Source organism: Nocardioides sp. NPDC057767, from assembly GCF_042798275.1.
Taxonomy (GTDB): domain Bacteria; phylum Actinomycetota; class Actinomycetes; order Propionibacteriales; family Nocardioidaceae; genus Nocardioides.
Map to the genome: position 1 here is coordinate 1 of NZ_JBHVKJ010000049.1, position 21,504 is coordinate 21,504.

Sequence of the window (21,504 nt, forward strand, 5' to 3'; positions counted from 1 at the left end):
ATGACGCGCCGACTCGGCTAGGGCCTACGGGATGCCGCCGTCCGAGCGGACGATCGTTCCTGAGGTGTAGCTGGAGGCGGCACTGGCCAGGAACAGCGCGGCCCCGATGATCTCCGGCGGGTTGCCGACCCGCTCCAGGTGCAACCGAGCGGCCATCTTGTTGGTGTGCTCCATGTCCCAGGCGCCGGCGACGTCGGTGAGGTACTGCCCCGGCATCAGCGTGTTGACCCGGACCTCGGGCCCGAGGAGGTCGGCGAAACCCTCGGTCATCGCGTTGAGGCCGTTCTTCGCCGCGGCGTACGGGATGATCGAGCCCATCGGGCGCAGCGACCCGGTGCTGCTCACGTTGATGATGCTGCCCGAGCCCTGCTCCTTCATCCGCGTCCCGACCAGCTGGGTCAGCCGGAAGGGTCCCTTGAGGTTGAGGTTGAGGACGCTGTCGTACATCCTCTCGGTCACGTCGGTGACCTTGTCGTAGACCGGTGACATGCCGGCGTTGTTGACCAGGACATCGACCCGGCCGAAGCGGTCGTACGCCGTGTCGACCAGCCCTTCGATCTCGTCCCAGCGGCCCAGGTGGCAGCCGTAGGCGAGACCGCGGCGGCCGGTGGTCGAGGTGATCTCGGCGACGACCTCCTCGCAGGCCTCGAGCTTACGGCTGGTGACGATCACGTCGGCTCCGGCCCGGGCGAAGGCCAGACTCATCTGGCGGCCGAGGCCCCGGCTGCCGCCGGTGACCAGTGCGACCTTCCCCTCGAGGCTGAAGAGGTCGAAGGGCGAGCCCATGGTGGCCTCGTGCCTCGGCTCTGTGGTCTCATGGCTTCCGGAAGTCATTGGTCTCCTCAGAACAGAATCGGATTACTCTCAGTGAAGAAAGATATACCACCAACGAGTGTCATGGGGTCGGGCGAGCGTGCTGCCCGGGCCACCGAGCGCCGCCTCGAGAGCCAGCGACGCTCGGCGGCTGAGGAGGTCGACCGGATCCTGGAGATCACGCTCGGGCTGATCGAGCGGTCCGCACCGGTGATGCCGTCGGTCTCGGACATCGTGGCAGCGGCAGGAATCTCCAACCAGACCCTCTACAAGACCTTCGGGAGCAAGGACGAGCTGGTTCTGGCCGTGCTCGAACGGGGGGTGCTCCGGGTCGCCGAGACCGCGCGTGCCCGGATGGGCGAGATCGATGACCCGCGTGACCAGATCCGGGTCTGGGTGCGCATGGTCCTGCGCCAGGTCAGCGCCGTCGATGCTGCCGAGACCAGCCGCTCGGTCCTCGGCTACCTCCACCAGGCGGGCGCTGTCGAGGGCGCGAACCAGGCCGAGCTGCTCGCTCCGATCAGTGCCCTCGTTCTCGACCCGGTCATCTCGCTCGGCGGTGATCAGGTGAGCGCCGACTGTGTCTCGGACCTGGTGCTGGGTGCCATGCGCCGCCAGCTGTGGACGAAGACGGTGCCGACGCGCGAGGAGATCGACGAGGTGGCGGCGTTCGTGCTGCGCGGCCTCGGCGCGGACGGGGCGAGATGAGCGGGGCCGAGGGGAGGGAGCCGGGATCCATGGACGGCAGGGTCGCCGTGGTCACCGGCGGCGCATCAGGCATCGGGTATGCGCTCGCGCGGGCGATGAGTCGCGAGGGCGCTGCGGTGGTGATCGCCGATGTCGAGCAGCCCGCGCTCGATCGCGCCGCGGCCGAGCTCGGAGCCGTGGGCATACTCACCGACGTCAGTCGAGCCGCCGACGTGGAGCGGCTCGCCGGGGAGGTGATCGGTCGGCACGGGCGGGTGGATCTCGTGATCAACAATGCCGGCGTCGCGCGGATCGCGCCCTTCCATGAGCTGAGCGAGGACGACTTCGCCTGGGTGCTGGACGTCAACCTGTGGGGCGTCATCCATGGCATGCGCACCTTCGTCCCACTCCTCGAGAGCACGTCGGCGGACGGCTTCCTGCTCAACACCGCCTCGATCGCCGGCCTGCGCAACGGGCCTGGCCTGGCGGCGTACTCCGCATCGAAATTCGCGGTCGTGGCCCTCACGGAGACGCTGGACCAGGAGCTGCGGGCACGGGACTCGAGCCTTGGGGTGGGGGTTCTCCTCCCAGCGATGGTGCGGACCGGCATCGCCGACAGCGAGCGCAACCGGCCCGGCGCGGAGGCGCGAGCGGCCGCGTCGACGAACGAGATGCCCGACCGTCCCGGCCTCCTGGGTGCGGAGGCCGTCGCGGAGATCACCCTGGCCGGAATCGCCCGTCGTGACCTCTATGTGATCACGCATCCGGAGACCCTCGACTCGGTCAAGGAACGGCACCGCCGCATCGAGGACGCTTTCGTGCGCAGCTGACGAGGTGGCCGCCGAGGAGGTTGAGAAAGTTGCACAAGCCGTCAGAGTGGCGGGATCACGACGGCGGAGCGTTCGCGGAAGGCACGTCGATTTTCGGTGAATCAAGCGGTCGCCATTGACCGATGTGATTGCGCTCACTAATGTACGAGGTGTCAGAAGCCCCGTGATCTGACGCGTGCGACAGCTGCGCCTGGGGCTGCCCCGACCCTATCGAGGAGGCTCCATGCCGCTCCAGGACCACATGCAACTCATCTCCGTGGACGATCACCTGATCGAGCCCAAGAACCTGTGGAGCGACCGCCTCCCCAAGAAGTTCCTCGATCAGGGCCCTCGCATCGTCGAGATGGACATGAGCAAGGCCCACGGTGACGAGGGTCTCTCGGCCGCCCTGATCGACGCCTCCCGCAACGGCAAGGAGGGGGAGGCCGTGAAGGCGCCGCGCCTGGCCGAGGTGTGGAACTACGAGGGTCGCATCTACCCCAACATCGGTCTGAACGCGGTCGCCGGTAAGAAGCCGCAGGACTACGGCATGGAACCGACCCGCTACTCCGACATGCTGCCGGGCTGCTACGACATCAAGGCGCGCGTGGCCGACATGGACATCGACGGCGTCCAGGCCGCGATGTGCTTCCCGTCGTTTCCGCGCTTCGCCGGCACCGTCTTCCTCGAGCACGACGACAGCGAGCTCGCCCTGCTCTCGGTGCAGGCCTGGAACGACTTCCACCTCGACGAGTGGGCCGCGAGCGCGCCCGACCGGATCATCCCGATGATGATCCTGCCGCTGTGGGACCCGCAGCTGGCCGCCAAGGAGATCTACCGTTGCGCCGCGAAGGGCGTCAAGGCGATCACCTTCCCCGAGAACACCGTGAGCCTGGGTCTGCCCTCGTTCTACACCGACCACTGGGACCCCGTCTTCCGTGCGGCCGAGGAGTGCAACCTGCCCCTGTGCATGCACTTCGGCTCTTCGGGCAAGCCGCCGATCACCTCGCCTGAGGCGCCGATGGCGGTCATGATCGCGCTCTTCGGCACGAACTCGATGGACGCGACCGCCGACCTGCTCTTCTCGCCGGTGTTCTACAAGTTCCCCAGCCTGAAGGTCGCGCTCTCCGAGGGTGGCATCGGCTGGATGCCCTACCTCCTCGAGCGCATCGACCTGACCTGGGAACGGCACCGCTGGTACCAGAACGTCAACAAGGAGGTCCGCCCCTCTGACCTCTTCCGCGAGCACATGTACGGCTGCTACATCGACGACTTCGAGGGCATCGCGCGCCGCCACCAGATCGGCATCGACAACATCCTGTGGGAGTGCGACTACCCGCACTCGGACTCCAACTGGCCCAACAGCCGGGAGTACGCCGCGAAGCTCCTGCAGGACGTGCCCGACGACGAGGCGCACCAGATCGTCGAGCTCAATGCCCGCAAGCTGTACAACTTCCCGCGGGCCTGAGGCGGACCACGATGCCTGAGAAGGACATCGACGCTCCCGACTGGGTCGACCAGGACCTGCTGACCAAGGACGAAGCCGCCGAGCGGCTCGACGAGGAGATCGTCCTCGTCCGGGAGCGGCTCGCGCGGCTGGAGGCCGGGTCGGCGGGGCCCGATCCCGAGTCGGCGATCGCGATGGTCCGGCGCCGGCTGGTTGCCATGGAGGAGCTGCGCGCCTCCCTGCGCGAGGAGCTCGAGACCGCGGCGCCCTGAGATCGGGCGCCTGACATCACAGCGCACTGGCGATGTACGAGAGGATCTGCAGTGGGTAACAGATTGAATGGCAGGGTCGCGCTGGTCACCGGCTCGACGCGGGGGATCGGGCGCTCGATCGCGGAACACTTCGCCTCCGAGGGGGCGAAGGTCGCGGTCACCGGACGCACCCTCGACAGGGGCAAGAAGGTGGTCGACCGGATCCTGGAGGCGGGCGGCGACGCGGAGTTCTTCGAGCTCGACGTGACCTCCGAGGCCAGCGTGCGGGAGGTCGTCGAGGCGACCGTGGCCAGGTTCGGCGGGCTCAGCACCCTGGTCAACAACGCCGCGCCCACCGGCGCCGTCGCCACGAGCGTGAAGCCGCTGCACGAGTACTCCACCGAGGAATGGGAGGCGATCCTGTCCGGCACACTGACGGGCAACCTCTTCTGGGCCTGCAAGTACGCCTGGCCCCACCTGGCGCAGGCGGACGGCGCCTCGATCGTCAACATCTCCTCGGGCCAGTCGGTGGCCGGCTTCAAAGGCTTCAGTGCGTACGCGGCAGCCAAGGGTGGCGTCAACAGCCTGACCCGCTCGCTCGCCGCCGAGGGCAGCGAGGACGGCATCCGGGCCAACTGCATCCTGGTCGGCCGGGTCGTCGCACTCAAGGGTGACATCGGCGGACACAAGGGCGGTGGGCGGCTGACCAGGATCGGCAACCCGATGGACATCGCCTATACCGCCACCTGGCTCGCCTCGGACGAGGCAGCCTTCGCGACGGGCAGTATGGTCACCGTCGACGGCGGTTTCTCGATCAACGGGGACGCCGCCTCGGGGGCTGAGCAGGAGGCGGCGCTCGCCTGAGCGGCTTCTCGCTACGACCTTTCTACGCCTCCGACGGGCGGGCGCTGCCCGGCTCGTCGGAGGCGTAGCTGCGCAGGATGAAGTCGATCCCGGACACGATCAGCTCCCTCGTGTTGCTCGCTGGATGGGGCGACGTCGGTCGGTTGGCTGCCATCAGCGCACCTGCGGTGTAGAGCGTGAGGATCAGGCCGACCTTCTCGACGTTCGCCTCGCTGTGGCCCGCCTCCACCAGCGACGCCCGGACGGCCGCGGAGAGATCCGGGTCGAGGTTGCCGGCGAAGAGCGTGTGGTCGGCCATGCCCGGGTGCGCCCGGAGCAGGTCGTAGAAGTGCATCACCTGGTCGCGTACCCAGGCCAGCGGATCGGATCCTGGAACGCGTTCGAGGTAGCTGCGGGTGTAGAGCCTGCGTCCGCAGAGCACGAGCAACTCGTCCTTGCTGGCGACGTGGCGGTAGGTCGCGCCGAGCGAGACGCCGAGCTCGGCGGAGAGCTGTCGCATCGAGAGGGTGTCGGCGCCGTCGCGTGCGATGAGCCGAAGCGCGGTGTCGACGATGAGCTCGGTGCTCAGACCGGGGCGCGGGGCCGGGGCTGCGGTCACGGGATCTCCCATCGCAGCATGATGGACCACCGCGCGGGGTCCTGCGCATCCGGGGAGCGATCGACCGACGCGGCTCCGCCGCCACGGAAGTTATCGAAAGTGTCAGATCGGGTCCTGAGTGGCGCGTTCTCGGGTCCGGAGGGGCTTGGTGGAGAGTTGGTCGCGCCGAGGTGGCGCCTCTTCACTCGAGTTGATCGCAGTGGCGAGTTATCCCCGCAGGCGCCGCAAGAAGTGGGCGGATTTCGCGTGAGCGTAGTCACATACTGGCCCGCAGTCAACAGTGTTCACACGTTTGCCAGATAGCTGGCGAAGGGCCGTTGACAACACATGACGAAAGCGTCAGAGTCGGTCGGGCAAGCACGTGCTTCAGAGCCGACTCGTGCACCAATTGGCGCATCGCCGGCCGACTCTGCCCTCGCAGGGAAGGACCACCAATGACCACCAACCCCTCTTCGCTGGACACCGCGAGCTACCAGGTCACCGACGGGCACTTCGGTGCTCCGTACATCGACCTCGACGAAGAGCGCGACCTCCCGGTCCCGCACCGTCACATCCACGGCGGCTTCGCCGACTGTGACACCCGATTCACCTTCTACTTCCCGCCCGAGGAGCAGTGGCAGGGCCGCCTGGTCATGCCGATGGAGGGCGCCCACGCCGGCCACGAGGACTTCTTCGGCGGCGCGCTCGGTGAGGCGATGGGCGGCCTGCCGCTCACCACCCGCGTCGGCGGCTACATGGTCGAGACCAACATGGGCCACATCGGCGACGACATCGATCCCGTCGGAGGCGAGGACCCCACCCTCTACGGCTGGCGGGCAGCCGTAGAGGGCGCCCGCTTCTCCAAGTACGTCGCCAAGCAGGTCTACGGCGACGAGCCGCACCACTCCTATGTGTGGGGCGGCAGCGGCGGCGGGCGGCGCTCGCCGCTGGTGCTCGAGAACGCCCCCGACGTCTTCGACGGCGCGATGCCGTTCATGGGTGGTGGCGACGTGCGTCCCTTCCCGGCGACCGAGCGGATCAAGGGCGCGCAGGTGATGAGCTTCGCCTGCATGTTCAACGTCCAGCGGCTGCTGCGCGACTCGGCGACTTCGGCCCGGCTGATCGATGCGATGCAGCCCGGTGGCAGCGGAAACCCGTTCGCGGGGCTCGACTCCCACCGCGCCGAGGAGCTGGCCAGCCTCTACCGGCAGGGCTTCCCGCACGGCAACGAGTTCATGATCTTCACCCCGATGGGCCAGATCTGGCTGTGGTCGTCGATCGCCGACCTCCTGGTCGAGCAGGATCCGACGTACTTCGAGAGCTTCTGGACCGAGCCCGGATACATCGGCCACGACCTGCCCTCCGCGGTCGAGCCCGACATCATCGACGTGGAGACCACGGTCACCCGGGTCGTGACTGTCCGCGACCTGCTCGCCGACCCCGCCTTCGAGGGGCCCGAGTACGCGATGACGAAGACCATGGCCGGGCTGATGGCCGGCGAGGCCGGCATGGACATGGCGTACGCCCTGGAGATCAAGGGGCTGCCGGACGGCTTCCGGCTGGGCGCCGGCATCAAGCTCACCAGCGGGAAGGCCGCCGGGCGCCAGCTGTACGCGATCAGCACCGTCGGTGACCTGTTCGCCTGCGACGGCCACGGTGAGGCCAACCTGCTGCGGTTCGAGGGCGTGGAGGCCGGCGACGGCGTGCACGTCGACAACCGGAAGTTCCTCGCCTTCTGCTACTTCCACCGCCACCACCTGATGGACGACCCGCAGTTCGACTCGCTGCGCCACGACGGTGCGCCGCTCTACGCCCAGCACCCGGTGCCGCTGATGTCACCGCTGATGGGCGTCTCCTACACCGGCCACTACTCGGGCAAGCTGCTGTGGATGCACCACACCCATGACTCCTCGTTGTGGCCGGGTCAGGGGCTCATCTACCGCGACGCCGTCCTGGCCACCGGGGGTGAGGAGTTCGCCGCGGACCACTACCGGCTGCAGTGGACCCAGAACGCGGAGCACATCCCGCCGTCCTACCTGCCGAACTCCTCGAGCCGGGCCACCGCGACCTGGCTGATCGACTACTTCCCGATCATCGAGCAGGGCCTCGCCGACCTGATCGCCTGGACCGAGGGTGGCGAGGCCCCGCCGAACACCGCCTTCGACTGGGTCGACGGGCAGATCAAGCTGCCCGCCTCGGCCGCCGAGCGCGGCGGGATCCAGCCGGTCATCGCGGTCACCGCGAACGGCGGCGCCCGTGCGGAGGTCGCCGCCGGCGAGGCCGTCGACCTCGTCGTCGAGACCGAGGCGCCTCCGGGTGCCGGCACGATCGTGTCGGTCGAGTGGGACTGGGACGGCTGGGGCTCCTTCCCGTATGCCCACGAGGTCAGCGGCAAGGACAGAGCGCTCACCTTCAAGACCGCCCACACCTACGACCAGCCCGGCACCTACTTCGTCACCGCCCGCGTACGCTCCCAGCGCGACGGCGACATCACCCAGGTCAACCGGCTGATCACCAACGTCGCCTCCGCTCGAGTCGTCGTCTCCTGAGCAACAATCTGCCGAGTCGGCGCGTCATGACGCGCCGACTCGGCATCGGGCTTCGTACGGTCGATCAGGCCGGGCCGCTCGGGAACTTGAGCAGCGAGCCGGCGTCGACGCGGATCTGCTGGCCGGTGATGTAGCGGGCCTCGTCCGAGGCCAGGAAGAGCACCAGGTTGGAGATGTCGACCGGCTCGACGTAGGGGATCGGCATCGCCTGGAACATGTTGAAGGCCGGCTCGGCATCCTCGCGGGTCGGGTGCTCGAGGTCGGGGCGGAACTGCTGGTAGATGCCGTCGTTGTGGAGCAGGTGGGTGTTGACGTTGGTGGGGTGGACGCAGTTGACCCGGATGAACTGCGATGCCAGGTGCAGCGCCATCTGCTCGGTGTAACCGATGAGCGTCTTCTTCGACCAGCCGTAACCGGCGCTGCCCGGGCCCATCGCGGGGTTGTCCGTCGTGTTCGGCAGCATCGCGGCCGTCGATCCGGTGACCACGATCGAGGCGTACGCCTGCAGGTGCGGGATCGCGACGGCGACGGTGTTCATCACGCCGACCAGGTCGACGTCGGTGACGTCGACGAAGTCGAGCGGGTCGGGGTCGCCCATCGCCATCGGCAGGATGCCGGCGTTGGCCACGACGATGTCGAGGCGGCCGAGCTCGGAGACGCCGGCGTCGAGCGCGTCGCGGAGCTGGTCGCGCTCGCGTACGTCTGCCTTGCTGGCGACGATGTTGCGGCCGAGATCCTTGACCAGGCGGACGGTCTCCTCCAGGTCCTCCGGGGTGGCCAGCGGGTAGGGGTTGGACTCGATCTGCTCGCACAGGTCGACGGCGATGATGTCGGCGCCCTCCTCCGCGAGCCGCACCGCATGGCTGCGGCCCTGCCCCCGCGCGGCGCCGGTGATGAATGCGACCTTGCCTTCAAGGCGACTGGTCATGGGATGACTCCTTCTCTGGAGGTGGTGATCAGGGCTGGACGGGGAACGAGACGGCCTTGGTCTCGAGGTACTGCTCGAACCCCTCGATCCCGTTCTGTCGCCCGAGCCCGCTGGTCTTGTAGCCGCCGTAGGGCGAGTCGGCGCCGTACCAGAGGCTGTTGTTGACCGCGAGCGAACCCGTGCGGACCCGACGGGCGACCGACATCGCTCGCTCGGGGGAGCCATGGACCGCTCCGGAGAGGCCGTACCTGCTGTCGTTGGCGATCCGGACCGCGTCGTCGTCATCGTCGTAGGGGATCACCGCGAGCACGGGTCCGAAGATCTCCTCCTGGGCGATCGTCATCGCGTTGTCGACGTCCACGAAGAGGGTCGGCTCGACGAAGAACCCCTTGTCCTGGCCGGCGGGGCGGTCCGGGCCGCCCACGACGAGCTTCGCCCCTTCCTCGATCCCGGTGCGGATTAGGCCGGTGACCCGCTCATGCTGGCGAGCGCTGATCAAGGGGCCCATGAACATGCTCGGGTCGGTGGGGTCGCCCCACGGAACCTGTCGCATCGCAGCGGTGATCAGCTCCACACCCTCGTCATAGCGTGAGCGGGGGAGCAGCATCCGGGTCTGCATCGCGCATCCTTGGCCCGCGTGCATGCACACGCTCATCCCGGCCGGCACGGTGGAGGCGAAGTCCGCGTCGTCGAGGATGATCGCCGCCGACTTCCCGCCCAGCTCCAGGAACACTCGCTTGAGCGTGGCGGCGCCCTTCTCCATGATCCGCTTCCCGGTGACGGTGGAGCCGGTGAAGGAGATCAGGTCGACCCGCGGGTCGAGGGTGAGGAGCTCGCCGACCAGGTGGTCGGAGGAGGTCACGATGTTGACCACCCCCGGCGGGATGTCGGTCTTCTCCGCAATGAGCCGCCCCACCCTGGTCGCGTTCCACGGAGTGTCGGGGGCGGGCTTGACCACGACCGTGTTGCCCGTGGCCAGGATCGGGCCGAGCTTGCCGATGAGGACTTCGAACGGGTAGTTCCACGGCACGATCGCGCCGACGACGCCGATGGCCTCCTTCCAGACCAGCCGCCGGCTGTTCATCCCGGCCAGGCTGCTCTGCGGTAGCTCGCGCTCCCAGCCGAACTGCTCGATCTCCTTGGCGGGCCACAGCAGGCCGTCGGCCAGCGGCCAGTCGAGCTGGGCCATGTAGGTCACCACCACCGGCGTACCGGCCTCGGCGACCAGCTCGGCCCGGAACTGCTCGCGCTCCGACTCCAGCGCCTCCTGCAGTTGCTCGAGGCCGCGCTTGCGGAAGGCATGGTTGGTCGACCAGTCGGTCTCGTCGAAGGCTCGCCGGGCAGCCGTGATCGCCCTGTCCATCTCGACCGCCGCCCCGTCGGCCACCTGGCCGATGGTCTCTTCGGTTGCTGGGTTGACGTTGGCGAACGTTCTGCCAGATGTCGCCTCGACAAGCTCTCCGTCGATCAGCATCCGAGTCTCGCCGAGCGTCACATCCTGGGTCACCGACATCATCTGCTCCTTCGCGCACCGGCTCGACTCACTTGTCGCGAGAGGGTCGCTGCGGTGCTGAATCACGCGCTCATGATCTGCGCTGGTACCCGCAATGTAGTGGGAGTCACATCGAAATGGAAAGGTGGCTGGCGCTTTTGTCAACTGCGTTTGGCACGGTTGACACAAGCCAAAAGCGGGAGGAAAAGTGCCTTGATGGGCATGGATTCTGACGATATCGTCGGGAGTCTATGGAAGGCGGGCGGCGACGTCGGCGGCGGTGGTGATGCGGGCGAGAAGGGCGAGCTGGTTGCGTACGAAGAACTCGTGGGCCTCGGCCGAGGAGCCGGCGGTGCAGTCCTCGGCGAGGGCGACGTCGTAGCCGCGGTTGACGGCCTCCATCGCGAGTCCGGGCAGTGCCACGTTGGTCGAGACGCCGGTCAGGACCAGGGTGCGGACCCGGCAGTGGCGCAGCATGGCGTCCAGGTCGGTGCCGTAGAAGGCGGTCAGGCCGGTGGCACGGCTGCTGACGATGTCGGAGGGCTTCGGCCCGAGCGCGGCAGGCACGGCCACGTCGCGCGTGCCGGCGGTCATCGTCCTCGACCGAAGCGCCATCGCGCCGAGGTAGGAGTTGGGCAGCATGCCGATCTGGTCGGCGCGGTGCTCGATGAGGCAGTGCACGACCGGGAGGCCGCGTTCGCGGAACAGGTTCGCGAGCGTGCCGATGCGGTCGACGATGCCACGGATCTCTGCCTGCTCGGCCAGGCCGCCGGTCACGGATCGGCCCGGCTCCAGGATGCCTACCTGGCACTCGCTGATCACCAGGGCGGGGGAGTCGTAGGGATCGGGATTCTGGTCGCTCATCGGGGTATCGGCCTCTCTGGGTCGGAGATCGTCGGCGACCTCCTCTGAAGGTGACATTAGCGCCAGTTTGGTGGCCCGTCGATCGTCGGCAAAGGGGCACATCAAGCCGAGCCTGGGCCTTGTCAAAAAGTGACACAACTGCCAGAATCGGAAGTGGCGGCCGCTGATCGGCCGTCCGTCCAACCTCAACCCTGCAGGAGCGTTGCCACATGTCCGGAGCAGAGTCGCTCGCGTCGAGTCCACTCAACGATCTCAGCTGGTGGCACGCCGACGCGGATGAGCGCGAGCGTACGTTCGCCCGCCACCGTCGCGAGGACCCCCGGCCGTTCGTCCGGGTCAGCGCTCAGAGCGAGTCGGGCTTCTGGGCCCTGACGCGCCACGAGGACATCCTCGAGGTCAGCCGTCGTCCCGAGGACTTCACCTCGGGGGACGGCGGCACCCAGATCTTCGACCAGCCGGCCGAGCTGCGGGAGTACCGCGGCTCGATCATCGACATGGACAACCCCGAGCACGCTCGGCTGCGCAAGATCGTCTCCCGCGGCTTCACGGTGCGGTCGCTGCAGGCACTGCGCTCCGACATCGAGGACACGGTCCGCGAGATCATCTCCGAGCTGCCCGCCGACGGGCGCTGTGACTTCGTCACCGACTTGGCCGCCCCCCTCCCCCTGCGGATCATCAGCAACATGCTCGGCATCCCGCGCGAGCACGAGCAGTTCATCTTCGAGGCCACCAACGTGATCCTCGGTGCCAGCGACGCCGAGTACATCCCCGACCAGACCGGCGCCGGGATCAACAAGGCGGTCACCGCGGCCAGCGTCGGCCTGATCGAGCTGCTCGAGGATCTCGCCAAGGACCGGATCGCGAACCCCACCGGTGACGTGATCAGCCAGCTGGTCGCGGCCGATGACGAGAACCTCACCCCGGCCGAGATGGCGAAGTTCTTCATCCTGCTGGTCGGCGCCGGCAACGAGACCACCCGCAACGCGATCACCCACGGTCTGATCGCGCTCACCGACCATCCCGAGCAGCGTGAGCTGTGGCGCGCCGACTACGACACGTACGCCGTCTCCGCGGTCGAGGAGATCTTCCGGTGGGCGACGCCGGTGATCCACTTCCGGCGCACGGTGGCTCGTGACGGGGTCATGCTCGGTGAACAGGAGCTCACGAAGGGGGAGAAGGTGGTGCTCTTCTACAACTCCGGCAACCGCGACGAGTCCGTCTTCGAGGACCCCTACACCTTCGACGTCACCCGCAACCCCAACCCGCACGTCGCCTTCGGGGCGGCCGGGCCGCACTTCTGCCTCGGCGCGCACCTGGCCCGGCTCGAGCTCCAGGTGCTGTTCAAGATCCTCTTCGAGGAGCTGCCCGGCCTGGCGGCCGCCGGTGAGCCCGACCTGCTGCGATCCAACTTCCTGCACGGGGTCAAGCACCTGCAGGCGACCTACACGCCCCGCTGAGGAGCGCCGATGACCGACCCTGTGATCGACACTGCTGTCGAGCAAGAGGCTGCGGTGCTGCACAGCACCGAGGCCGGCGTGCTCACCATCACGATCAACCGTCCCGACCGGGCGAACGCGCTGCGCCCCGAGGACCGCAACACGCTGATCCGGCTGTTCACCGAGGCGCATACCGACCACGACGTACGTGTCGTCGTGCTGCGGGCCAACGGCCGCCACTTCTGCTCCGGTGCCGACGTCGTACGTCTCGCCGACGGCCATGCCAAGAACGTCAAGCGGGCGACCGACCCGATGCGCACCATCATGGGTGGAGCGCAGACGCTGGTCGCCTCCGTCCTCGACTGCAGCAAGCCGGTCCTCGCCGTCGTGCAGGGCGGGGCGGCCGGGATCGGCGCCCACCTGGCGTACGCCGCTGACCTGGTCGTGGCCGCCGAGACCGCCTACTTCGCCGAGGCGTTCGTGAAGCGCGGTCTGGTCATGGACGGCGGCGGTGCGTACCTGCTGGCCCGGCGGATCGGGCCGGCCAAGGCCAAGGAGATGGCGTTCTTCGGGGAGAAGCTGCCCGCTGCGGAAGCGCTGAGTCTGGGCCTGGTCAACCGGGTGGTCCCGGCTGGCGAGCTCGATGCGACGGCCGACGAGCTCATCGCTCGCCTGGCCGGCGGGCCGACCACCGCGATCGGCCTGACCAAGCGGCTGATCAACGACGCCCCGGACACCGACCGGACCGGATCGTTCGTCGCCGAGGCGATGGCCCAGGAGGTCCAGTCCTACTCGGAGGATGCCAAGGAGGGCGTACGTGCCTTCGTCGAGAAGCGGCCCGCCGACTTCGTCGGCTGGTGAGGAGTTCGCAATGAGTCAGAGTGCCAAACCGCGCGCCGATCTGCCCACCGTCGAGTCGGCGACCCGGCCCTACTGGGAGGCCGCCAAGGCCGGTCGCCTCCTGATCGCGCGGTGTCGCGCTTGCGAGAAGGTGCACCACTATCCGCGGCCGTTCTGCCCGTCGTGCTGGAGCGAGGACGTCGAGGCGATCGAGGCCTCCGGGCGCGGCACGCTCTACACCTACTCGACCGTCTACGTGAACGATCTGCCGCCGTTCAAGGAGAGGCTGCCGTACGTCGCGGCGATGGTCGAGCTCGAGGAGGGCCCGCGGCTGATGACGAACATCGAGGGCTGCGACCCGGAGGCTCTCAGTGTCGGGATGGCCGTCGAGGTCGACTTCCGGGCGCTGAGCGACGAGCTCGACGCGATCGTCTTCCGCCCTGCCAGCTGATCCACCGAACCGTTTCGACCCAAGGAGACATGCACACATGAGCGGACTGCTCGAAGGAAAGGTCGCGCTGGTCACCGGCGCCGGTCACGGCATCGGCCGGGGCCATGCGCTGGAGCTGGCCAAGCAGGGCGCCACGGTCATCGTCAACGACCTCGGCACCTCGCTGGACGGCGAAGGCACCGGCAAGGTCGCCGACGAGGTCGTGCAGATCATCAAGGACCGCGGCGGCAGCGCCGTCCCGGACTTCAGCGACGTCGGCGACGAGGCGGCTGTCGAGGAGACGGTCGCGCGGGCGTACGAGCAGCTCGGTCGCCTCGACATCGTGGTCAACAACGCCGGCATCGTGCGCGACAAGGCGATCTGGAACATGAGCGTCGACGACTTCGACCTCGTCATGCGCGTCCACGTACGCGGCACCTGGCTGACCAGCCGCGCGGTCGCGAAACGCTGGCGCGCGGAGTCGAAGGCCTCCGGCGGTCCCGTCTACGGCCGGATCATCAACACCACCTCCGGCGCCGGCCTGCTCGGTCACTTCGGGCAGACCAACTACAGCGCAGCCAAGGCCGCGATCGTCGGTCTGACCCAGACCCTCAGCCTCGAGCTCGCCTCGATCGGCGTCACCGTCAACGCGATCAGCCCCGGCGGCCGCACCCGGATGTCGGCATCGATGCCCGGCTCCGCGCCCGCGATCGAGCCCGGCGACCTGGCCGAGGACGAGTTCGACCCGAAGGACCCCTCCCTCGGCTCCCCGGTGGTCGCCTGGCTGGCCAGCCCCGAGGCCGGCCACGTCAGCGGCCAGGTCATCCGCGCGGTGGGCGAGAACATCTCCCTGCTCAAGGCCTGGTCTCCGGTCGCCACGGTCTCCAACGGCGGCAAGCGCTGGGACGCCGACAAGCTCGGGATCGTCCTGGGCACCGACATCTTCGGCTCCCGCGCGGCCGGCCTGCGACTCGGCAGCTAGTCGCAGCGCGCGCCCGTAGGCGGAGCGGCACATGGAAGGAAGCGCGGTGCAGACGATCGAGCGGGACGTCGTGATCGTCGGCGCCGGGCCGTCCGGAGCGACCCTCGCCAACCTGCTCGCCGGCCACGGCCTCTCGGTGCTGGTGATCGACCGCGAGCCGGATGTGAGCGACGAGCCGCGGGCGGTCGGGATCGACGACGAGGCGATCCGGACCCTGCAGTCGTTCGGTATGGCCGAGGCCGTGCTCGACACCGCGGTACGCAACGCGCCGATCCGCTACTTCGACTCGCGCAAGCGGATCCTGGCTCACGTCGCTCCCAGCGCCCGACCCTACGGGTGGCCGCGCCGCAACCTGTTCTTCCAGCCGACGCTCGAGGCTTTGCTGCGGCGAGGCATCGAGGCGTACGACAACGTGGAGCTGCGGACTAGTTGTACCGCCCTCGAGCTGCGGCAGGACGCCGACGGCGTCACGGTCGTCGCCGCCGAGGGCGGTGAGCGGTTCGCGGCACGTGCCCAGTACGTCGTCGGCGCCGACGGCGGGAAGAGCTTCGTCCGGCAGGCCACCTCGGTGACCCTGCGCGGCGAGACCGCGCCGATGAAGTGGCTGGTGGTCGACGTCGAGGAGGACACCTGGGACGCTCCGTACTCCGCCGTCTACACATCCCCCGAACGACCCTCCATGACGATCCCGCTGCCCTTCGGCCACCGCCGTTTCGAGTTCGAGATCCTCGACGGCGAGGACCCGGAGTCGATGGCGGAGGAGGAGGCCGTGGAGCGGCTGATGAAGCCGTTCTACCCGGACTCGCCCGTGCCCCGGATCCTGCGGCGCCGGGTCTACTGGCACCACTCGCGCACGGCCGAGACGTTTCAGGCCGGCCGGGTCTTCCTGGTCGGGGACGCGGCCCACCTGCAGCCGCCGTTCTTCGGCCAGGGCATGAACTCCGGCATCCGTGACGTCACGAACCTGGCTTGGAAGCTCGGCTTCGTGCTCACGGGCAGGGCGGGCGCCGGGCTGCTCGCGTCGTACGACGCCGAGCGTCGTGAGGCGGCGCGGGAGATGGTGGACTTCGCGACCGGCATCGGACGCCTCTACCACCCGCGCAGCCGGGTGACGGAGGCGGTGCGCAACGTCCTCTTCCGCGGCGCTCAGCGACTGCCCGGGGCCAGGGACTACATCCTGCAGATGAAGCACAAGCCGGTGCCGCGCTACCGCGACGGGTTCGTGGTCACGACGCCCCGCAGCGACAAGGGCTCGCTCGTGGGTCGCGCGTTCCCGCAGCCCATGGTGCAGCGGCTGGACGGCGCTCGGGTGCGGCTCGACGACGTCCTGGGGAGCCGGCTCGCGCTGGTCGGTCTGGTGCCGGGTGTCGCCGAGGCGCTCGAGCCCCGGCTCGCCGCCCGGCTACGCGCCCACGGCGGCGCGGTCATGCAGGGACACGTGCCACCCGCCTATCGGCGGGCGGGGCAGCTCGACCCGGAGACACGGAGCGGCTCGGCGCCCGGTGGGTCGGACGTGATCGACGTGTACGACTTCGACGGCGGACTCCGCGACCTCCATCTCGCCCGGCCGGCCGAGGAGGTCTACGTCGTACGGCCCGACCGCTACGTCGCCGCCGCCTGCTCGCTCGGCGACCTCGACGACGTCCTCGGTCGGTTGTTCGACCTGCTCGGGTCAGGATGACCGCTCACGGAGCCGGGGGATGACCTCGGTGCCGAAGCGGCGGAGGGTGTCTGGGGAGCCGAAGTCGTCGATGCGTACGACGGCGAGCTCGACGCCACGGGCTCGCTCGGCCTCGAAGAGGGAGATGAGCTCGGCGGGGGTGCCGACGAGCGGCCGGCCCCAGGCGGCGACCGGCATCCGGCGGGCGATCCGGGCGGCGACAGTGTCACGGTCGGCCTCGTCGTGGACCACGCCGACCGCGTACTGGGCTGAGATCCGGGCCGTTCCGCGCAGCGGGGCGAGGTCGTCGAGGCGGTCGCGGGCGCTGCCCACGCAGTTCCACCAGTCGGCGTACGCCCTGACCAGCGGCATCGTGAGCTGCTTTCCGCCGCCGCCGATGTGGACGGGGACGCGAGGCTGGACCGGGCGGGGGAGGCCGTACGCACCGGTGAGGGTGAAGTGCTTGCCTGCGAAGTCGAAGGGCTCCCCTGCGAACATCAGGTCGAGGATCTGCAGGGTCTCGGCCAGTGCCTCCGAGCGCTCTCGGCGTGAGCCGGGCTCGAAGCCGAAGGCGGTCAGCTCGGACTCGACCGAGCCCCAGCCCAGGCCGAGCTCGAGTCGACCGCCGCTGATCCGGTCGAACGTGGCCGCCATCTTCGCCAGCAGCGAAGGGTGCCGGAAGGGCGCGCAGCCGACCAGGTGGCCGAGCCGCAGGGTGGAGGTGGAGGTGGCCAGGGCGGTGAGCAGGGTCCAGCTCTCCAAGGTGTCGCAGGGTGGGGCGCCGGGGGCGAGCAGGTGGTCCATCACCCAGAACGAGTCGAAACCGTACGCCTCCGCGGCCTGCGCCGCGGAGATCATGGTGGCGACGTCGGTCTTGAGCTGAGGCTGGAAGAGGCCGAAGCCGAGACCCGTCACGACGTCAGTCCGTCAGTCCGTCAGGACGTCGATGGCGGCCATCGGGCAGCTGGCGGCGCCGCGCTCCGCAGCCTCCTCGGCGCCGGCGGGCACCTCGAAGTCCGCGCGAGCGGCGAAGCCGTCGTCGTCGAGCAGGTACAGGTCGGCAGCCTGGAGGTTGCACTGCCCCTGACCGTCGCACTGGTCGATGTCGATGTGGATGCGCAAGGCTCTCACTCCTTCTTGGTGGGACGGGGGCCCGCGGGGTGGGCCTGGAGATACGCGCGCAGCTGGCCGCGGTCGGTCTTCTGCATCGCGGTCGTGGGGAGCTCGTCGAGGAGCACGAGCCGGTCCGGTGCCTTGTAGTCGGCCAGCCGCGCCTTGCTCCACACCCGCAGGTCGTCGAGCGTCGGCGGGGCGGCGGGGTCGGCAGGGACGACGAAGGCGACCCCGGTCTCGCCGATCACGGGGGCCGGCTCGCCCACGACCGCCACCTGGCGTACTCGGGGGTGGTCGGCAAGGACGTTCTCGACCTCGAGCGGGTAGACGTTGAACCCGCCGCGGATGTAGAGGTCGCCCGTGCGCCCGACCAGCTGCAGGTTCCCCTCAGGCGTGAACCGGCCGAGGTCGCCGCTGATCAAGTAGCCGTCCTCGTCGAAGGCGGCGGCGGTCAGCTCCGATTCTCGCCAGTAGCCGCGCATGACGCAGTCGCTGAGCACACGGACCCGGCCGACGTCCCCGACGGGCACGCTGTGTCCGGCCTCGTCGGTGACCCGGACCGCGACCCCGGCCTGGGGCCGGCCGACGGTGCGGAACAGCACCCCGGGTGGGTCGCCGGGCTCGGTGCCGCAGATGGTCGGCGACTCGGTCATCGCATAGCGCACCACCAGCGGTACGCCGATCCGGGCGGCGGTGCGCTCGACCAGCTCGGGTGGTGCCGGGGCGGTCGCGACGATGCCGACGCGCAGGTGGGGGAGGGTCTCGCGGCTCACGCCGGGCTGGTCGAGGAGCTTGGCCCATTGAGTGGGTACGCCGCCACCGACCGTGATCCGCTCGGCGCGGAGCACGTCGAACATCCGCGCGGCCGACCAGGGAACAGGGGAGGCGACCAAGGTGATGCCCCAAACGAGCTGGTCCCAGAGCTTGGCCATGTAGCCGGCGTGCGCGAACGGCGTCGCGGTCAGCCGCCGGTCGTACGGCGCGCTCATCACGCCCGCCGCGCGGGCGAAGGCGGCCATGTTGTCGCCGTCGAACCAGGCGCCCTTCGGCAGTCCCGTGGTGCCGCTGGTGAAGATGATCGCGACCGGGTCCTGGCGGGTGACCTCGACGTCAGGGACGTACGCCGCAGCATCCGCCCCCGGCAGCGCCGATCGGGCCAGGACCTCGATGCCGTCCGGCACCGGCGGCAGCCGGGCCGCCTCGTCGCGGACCACGAGCGCGGGCGTGGCCCTGGTCAGGATGGCGGTGACCTCGCGCGGCCCGAGCCGGGGGTTGAGGCCGGTGGTGATCGCGCCGATCATGGCCGCCGCGGCGTAGCAGACGGCGTAGTCGATCCCGGCGGGGAGCATCAGGGCGACCACATCGCCCTTGCCGACGCCGCGGGCATCGAATGCGGCGGCGACGGCGCGTGCCCGAGCCGCCCAGGACGCGAAGCTCATCCGCGAGCCGTCGGGCTCGACGTACGCGTCCTGCTCGCCGTAAGCCTTCGCAGCGGCCTCCAGCAGCGACCGGGTGCTGGCGAACTCCGCGACCTCCAGCGGCGCCGTGCTCCGGGTCGGGGCCGTGGTCATGGCCGCTCGGAGCCGAGCAGCACGGTGCCGCTGGAGCAGAACCAGCCGCCTGTGCCGCTGACGCACGCGATCTTGGCGTCGGGGACCTGCCGTGGCCCGGACTGGCCGCGCAGCTGGCGGACGGCCTCGACGATCAGGAAGAGCCCGCGCTGACCGGGGTGGCAGGCGGAGAGGCCGCCGCCGTCGGTGTTGGTCGGCAGGCTGCCGCCGAGGCGGAGGTTGCCCTTCTCCACGAACGCGCCGCCCTCGCCCTTCTCGCAGAAACCGAGGTCCTCCATGGTCAGCAGGAGCATGTAGGTGAACGCGTCGTAGATCTCGGCGACGTCGACGTCGGCCGGGGTCAGGCCGGCCCGCTGGAAGGCGAGGGGCCCGGTGACCGAGGCGGGTCCGACGGTCATGTCCTCCCACTGGGAGGTCAGCATGTGCGACGTCGCCTCGCCCGCCCCCAGGAACCAGACCGGGTTCGAGCGCAGGTCGGCGACCCGGTCCTCGGCGACGAGCACGGCCGCGGCGCCGCCGTCGGAGCGGATGCAGCAGTGCAGCTTGGTGAACGGGTCGGCGATCATCGGACCGGAGAGCACGTCCTCGACCGTGATCGGGTCGCGGTACATCGCCTCGGGGTTGTCCTGGGCGTTGAACCGGGCCGAGACGGCGACCTCGGCGAGCTGCTCGATCGTGGTGCCGTACTCGTGCATGTGGCGACGGGCCGCCATCGCGTACTTGGAGATCAGGGTGTGCCCGTACGGCGCCTCCCACTGCAGCGGTCCGCGCGAGCCCCAGTTGATGTTGGCGGTGCGCAGCCCCTTGCGCAGGTCGGCGCGCGCCGTGGAGCCGTACGTCAGCAGCACCACGTCGGCGTGACCGGCCGCGATCGCGTCGGCCGCGTGGGCGAGCATGACCTCCCAGGAGGCGCCGCCGACCGAGGTCGAGTCGATCCAGCGTGGCCGGATGCCGAGGTACTCCGCGACGTCGGTCGGGGGCAGCGTGCCCTGGCTGGTCGAGCCGAGCCCGTCGACCTGGTCGGGGCGCAGCCCGGCCTCGGCCAGGGCCCGGCGGCTGGCCTGCCCCATCAGCTCGTAGGGGTTCTTGTCATCCACTCGGCCGACGTCGGACAGCGCGACACCGGCGATGGCGACTCTGCGGTTCACTGGGGTGCTCCCTGCTCGAGAAGGTCGGCGAGGACGTGCGTCGGCTCGCCGAACAGATGGCTGATGACGTGGGCACGCTTGAGGAACAGATGCGCATCGTGCTCGTAGGTGTAGCCCATGCCGCCATGCACCTGGATCGCCGCAGCGGCGTTCTCGATGGCCGCCCTGGCGGCGACCGTCTTGGCGGCCAGGGCCTGGAAGAGCGCGTCGGGGCGTCCGGTCTGGACGCAGACGGCGGCGAAGAGGGTCTGCGACATGGCCGCGTCGGACGCCACCGCCATGTCCGCACAGGCGTGCTTGATCGCCTGGTGCACACCGATCGGGCGGCCGAACTGCACGCGCAGCTTCGCGTGCTCGGTGGCCATCGTGGTGACCGCGGAGGCGAGCCCCGACAGCCCGGCAGCGGTCAGCACGACCGCCCGCAGCCAGATCGGGTCGTCCTCGCTCGGCAGCCAGTGGCGCACGGGTGCCGCGGCCGCGTTCGCGGTGGCCAGCCGGATGCCCGGATCGGAGGGGATCAGCTCCTCGATCTCGCCGAGTTCGCCGGTCTCGACGATCGCGGCGCCCTGTTCGGTGACGAGCAGGACCTGGCCGACGCCGACGCAGTCGATGAGGTCGAAGGTGCCCTTGATGCCCTCGGGTCCGATCTCGCCGTCTCCGCGGAGCTCGGCGAGCCCGACCATCGCAGAGCCGTCGGCGATCCGCGTGGCGAGCTCCGTGTCGCCGCACCCGGCCGCGACCCGGGCGGCGAGCGTGGAGGCCAGGAACGGTCCGGGCGCCAGATGCTCCGCGAGGGCGGCGAAGAGGAGCGCCTCGTCATCGAGGCCGAGGCCGGAGCCGCGGTGCTCCTCGGCGAGGCCGAGGGTGAGCAGGCCCATCTCGGCGCCCTCGCGCCAGGCCGCGGCGTCGACTGCGGACGGCTGCCCGTCGCGTGTCCGGATGGCCTCGATCGGCATCCGCGACTCCAGGAAGTCGGTGGCCGCGGCGATGAGCTCGCGCTGGTCTTGTGAGGGGAGGAGGTCCATGTCAGCTCTCTTTCCTAA

General features: G+C 69.5%; 21 protein-coding genes. 11 read left to right on the top strand and 10 right to left on the bottom strand.

What is annotated here, in order from left to right; genetic code table 11:
* Positions 1–24: 24 nt before the first annotated feature.
* A complete protein-coding gene (locus ACFVDI_RS21910) occupies positions 25–834 on the bottom strand; it encodes a glucose 1-dehydrogenase (protein ID WP_350715953.1) in 810 nt (269 codons plus the stop codon).
* A 63-nt stretch (positions 835–897) separates the two neighbouring features.
* On the opposite strand from ACFVDI_RS21910, the gene ACFVDI_RS21915 reads away from it, so the two are divergent.
* The 5 genes from ACFVDI_RS21915 (at position 898) to ACFVDI_RS21935 (ending at position 4,871) form a co-directional block, all read left to right on the top strand.
* The gene (locus tag ACFVDI_RS21915) at positions 898–1,521 is read left to right on the top strand and encodes a TetR/AcrR family transcriptional regulator (protein WP_350715954.1); all 624 of its coding nucleotides are present in this window, start codon (positions 898–900) and stop codon (positions 1,519–1,521) included.
* A gap of 29 nt (positions 1,522–1,550) precedes the next feature.
* Complete coding sequence (locus ACFVDI_RS21920; protein ID WP_350715956.1) at positions 1,551–2,330, top strand: SDR family NAD(P)-dependent oxidoreductase; 780 nt, start codon at positions 1,551–1,553, stop codon at positions 2,328–2,330.
* A gap of 223 nt (positions 2,331–2,553) precedes the next feature.
* Entirely contained in the window at positions 2,554–3,777 is a 1,224-nt protein-coding gene (locus ACFVDI_RS21925) for an amidohydrolase family protein (protein ID WP_350715957.1), read from the top strand.
* A gap of 11 nt (positions 3,778–3,788) precedes the next feature.
* The gene (locus tag ACFVDI_RS21930; protein ID WP_350715959.1) at positions 3,789–4,028 is read left to right on the top strand and encodes a hypothetical protein; all 240 of its coding nucleotides are present in this window, start codon (positions 3,789–3,791) and stop codon (positions 4,026–4,028) included.
* Positions 4,029–4,079: 51 nt separating this feature from the next.
* Positions 4,080–4,871, top strand: coding sequence for an SDR family NAD(P)-dependent oxidoreductase (locus tag ACFVDI_RS21935; protein ID WP_179658677.1), 792 nt, complete (start codon positions 4,080–4,082; stop codon positions 4,869–4,871).
* 22 nt (positions 4,872–4,893) lie between these two features.
* Here the strand turns inward: ACFVDI_RS21935 and ACFVDI_RS21940 are convergent, their stop codons facing one another.
* Positions 4,894–5,481, bottom strand: coding sequence for a TetR/AcrR family transcriptional regulator (locus tag ACFVDI_RS21940; RefSeq protein WP_378910167.1), 588 nt, complete (start codon positions 5,479–5,481; stop codon positions 4,894–4,896).
* A 422-nt stretch (positions 5,482–5,903) separates the two neighbouring features.
* Between ACFVDI_RS21940 and ACFVDI_RS21945 the strand changes: the two genes are divergently transcribed.
* Positions 5,904–7,997, top strand: coding sequence for a PKD domain-containing protein (locus tag ACFVDI_RS21945; RefSeq protein WP_350715962.1), 2,094 nt, complete (start codon positions 5,904–5,906; stop codon positions 7,995–7,997).
* A 64-nt stretch (positions 7,998–8,061) separates the two neighbouring features.
* Here the strand turns inward: ACFVDI_RS21945 and ACFVDI_RS21950 are convergent, their stop codons facing one another.
* The 3 genes from ACFVDI_RS21950 to ACFVDI_RS21960 form a co-directional block, all read right to left on the bottom strand.
* A complete protein-coding gene (locus ACFVDI_RS21950) occupies positions 8,062–8,925 on the bottom strand; it encodes a mycofactocin-coupled SDR family oxidoreductase (RefSeq protein ID WP_350715964.1) in 864 nt (287 codons plus the stop codon).
* 28 nt (positions 8,926–8,953) lie between these two features.
* Positions 8,954–10,438 carry an aldehyde dehydrogenase family protein gene (locus ACFVDI_RS21955; protein WP_350715965.1) on the bottom strand — a complete coding sequence of 495 codons (1,485 nt, stop codon included), beginning with the start codon at positions 10,436–10,438 and terminating at the stop codon, positions 8,954–8,956.
* Between the two features lie 228 nt (positions 10,439–10,666).
* The gene (locus ACFVDI_RS21960) at positions 10,667–11,281 is read right to left on the bottom strand and encodes a cysteine hydrolase (protein WP_350715967.1); all 615 of its coding nucleotides are present in this window, start codon (positions 11,279–11,281) and stop codon (positions 10,667–10,669) included.
* A 209-nt stretch (positions 11,282–11,490) separates the two neighbouring features.
* Here ACFVDI_RS21960 and ACFVDI_RS21965 point away from each other — a divergent pair, with 209 nt between their 5' ends.
* From ACFVDI_RS21965 to ACFVDI_RS21985, 5 genes are read left to right on the top strand one after another with little or no spacing between them, the layout of a single operon-like run.
* On the top strand, positions 11,491–12,738 hold the full coding sequence (locus tag ACFVDI_RS21965) for a cytochrome P450 (RefSeq protein ID WP_378910175.1): 1,248 nt from the start codon (positions 11,491–11,493) through the stop codon (positions 12,736–12,738).
* 9 nt (positions 12,739–12,747) lie between these two features.
* Positions 12,748–13,578, top strand: coding sequence for an enoyl-CoA hydratase-related protein (locus ACFVDI_RS21970; protein ID WP_350715971.1), 831 nt, complete (start codon positions 12,748–12,750; stop codon positions 13,576–13,578).
* 10 nt (positions 13,579–13,588) lie between these two features.
* Positions 13,589–14,008: a Zn-ribbon domain-containing OB-fold protein gene (locus ACFVDI_RS21975; protein ID WP_179658671.1), complete on the top strand. Its 420-nt coding sequence runs from the start codon at positions 13,589–13,591 to the stop codon at positions 14,006–14,008.
* 37 nt (positions 14,009–14,045) lie between these two features.
* The gene (locus tag ACFVDI_RS21980; RefSeq protein ID WP_378910181.1) at positions 14,046–14,969 is read left to right on the top strand and encodes an SDR family NAD(P)-dependent oxidoreductase; all 924 of its coding nucleotides are present in this window, start codon (positions 14,046–14,048) and stop codon (positions 14,967–14,969) included.
* Between the two features lie 46 nt (positions 14,970–15,015).
* Positions 15,016–16,650, top strand: coding sequence for a bifunctional 3-(3-hydroxy-phenyl)propionate/3-hydroxycinnamic acid hydroxylase (locus tag ACFVDI_RS21985; protein WP_378910186.1), 1,635 nt, complete (start codon positions 15,016–15,018; stop codon positions 16,648–16,650).
* On the opposite strand, the gene ACFVDI_RS21990 is transcribed toward ACFVDI_RS21985, so the two are convergent.
* From ACFVDI_RS21990 to ACFVDI_RS22010, 5 genes are read right to left on the bottom strand one after another with little or no spacing between them, the layout of a single operon-like run.
* Positions 16,642–17,544, bottom strand: coding sequence for an LLM class flavin-dependent oxidoreductase (locus tag ACFVDI_RS21990; RefSeq protein WP_378910192.1), 903 nt, complete (start codon positions 17,542–17,544; stop codon positions 16,642–16,644). The genes ACFVDI_RS21985 and ACFVDI_RS21990 overlap by 9 nt on opposite strands.
* A gap of 12 nt (positions 17,545–17,556) precedes the next feature.
* Entirely contained in the window at positions 17,557–17,751 is a 195-nt protein-coding gene (locus ACFVDI_RS21995) for a ferredoxin (RefSeq protein WP_378910195.1), read from the bottom strand.
* 5 nt (positions 17,752–17,756) lie between these two features.
* The gene (locus ACFVDI_RS22000; RefSeq protein WP_378910198.1) at positions 17,757–19,313 is read right to left on the bottom strand and encodes a class I adenylate-forming enzyme family protein; all 1,557 of its coding nucleotides are present in this window, start codon (positions 19,311–19,313) and stop codon (positions 17,757–17,759) included.
* Complete coding sequence (locus tag ACFVDI_RS22005; RefSeq protein WP_350715981.1) at positions 19,310–20,461, bottom strand: acetyl-CoA acetyltransferase; 1,152 nt, start codon at positions 20,459–20,461, stop codon at positions 19,310–19,312. Before ACFVDI_RS22005 ends, ACFVDI_RS22000 begins: the two co-directional genes overlap by 4 nt.
* Positions 20,458–21,486 (bottom strand): acyl-CoA dehydrogenase family protein, encoded by a 1,029-nt coding sequence (locus ACFVDI_RS22010; protein ID WP_350715983.1) that lies wholly within the window; start codon positions 21,484–21,486, stop codon positions 20,458–20,460. The genes ACFVDI_RS22005 and ACFVDI_RS22010 overlap by 4 nt, the downstream gene beginning before the upstream one ends.
* Between the last annotated feature and the right edge of the window lie 18 nt (positions 21,487–21,504).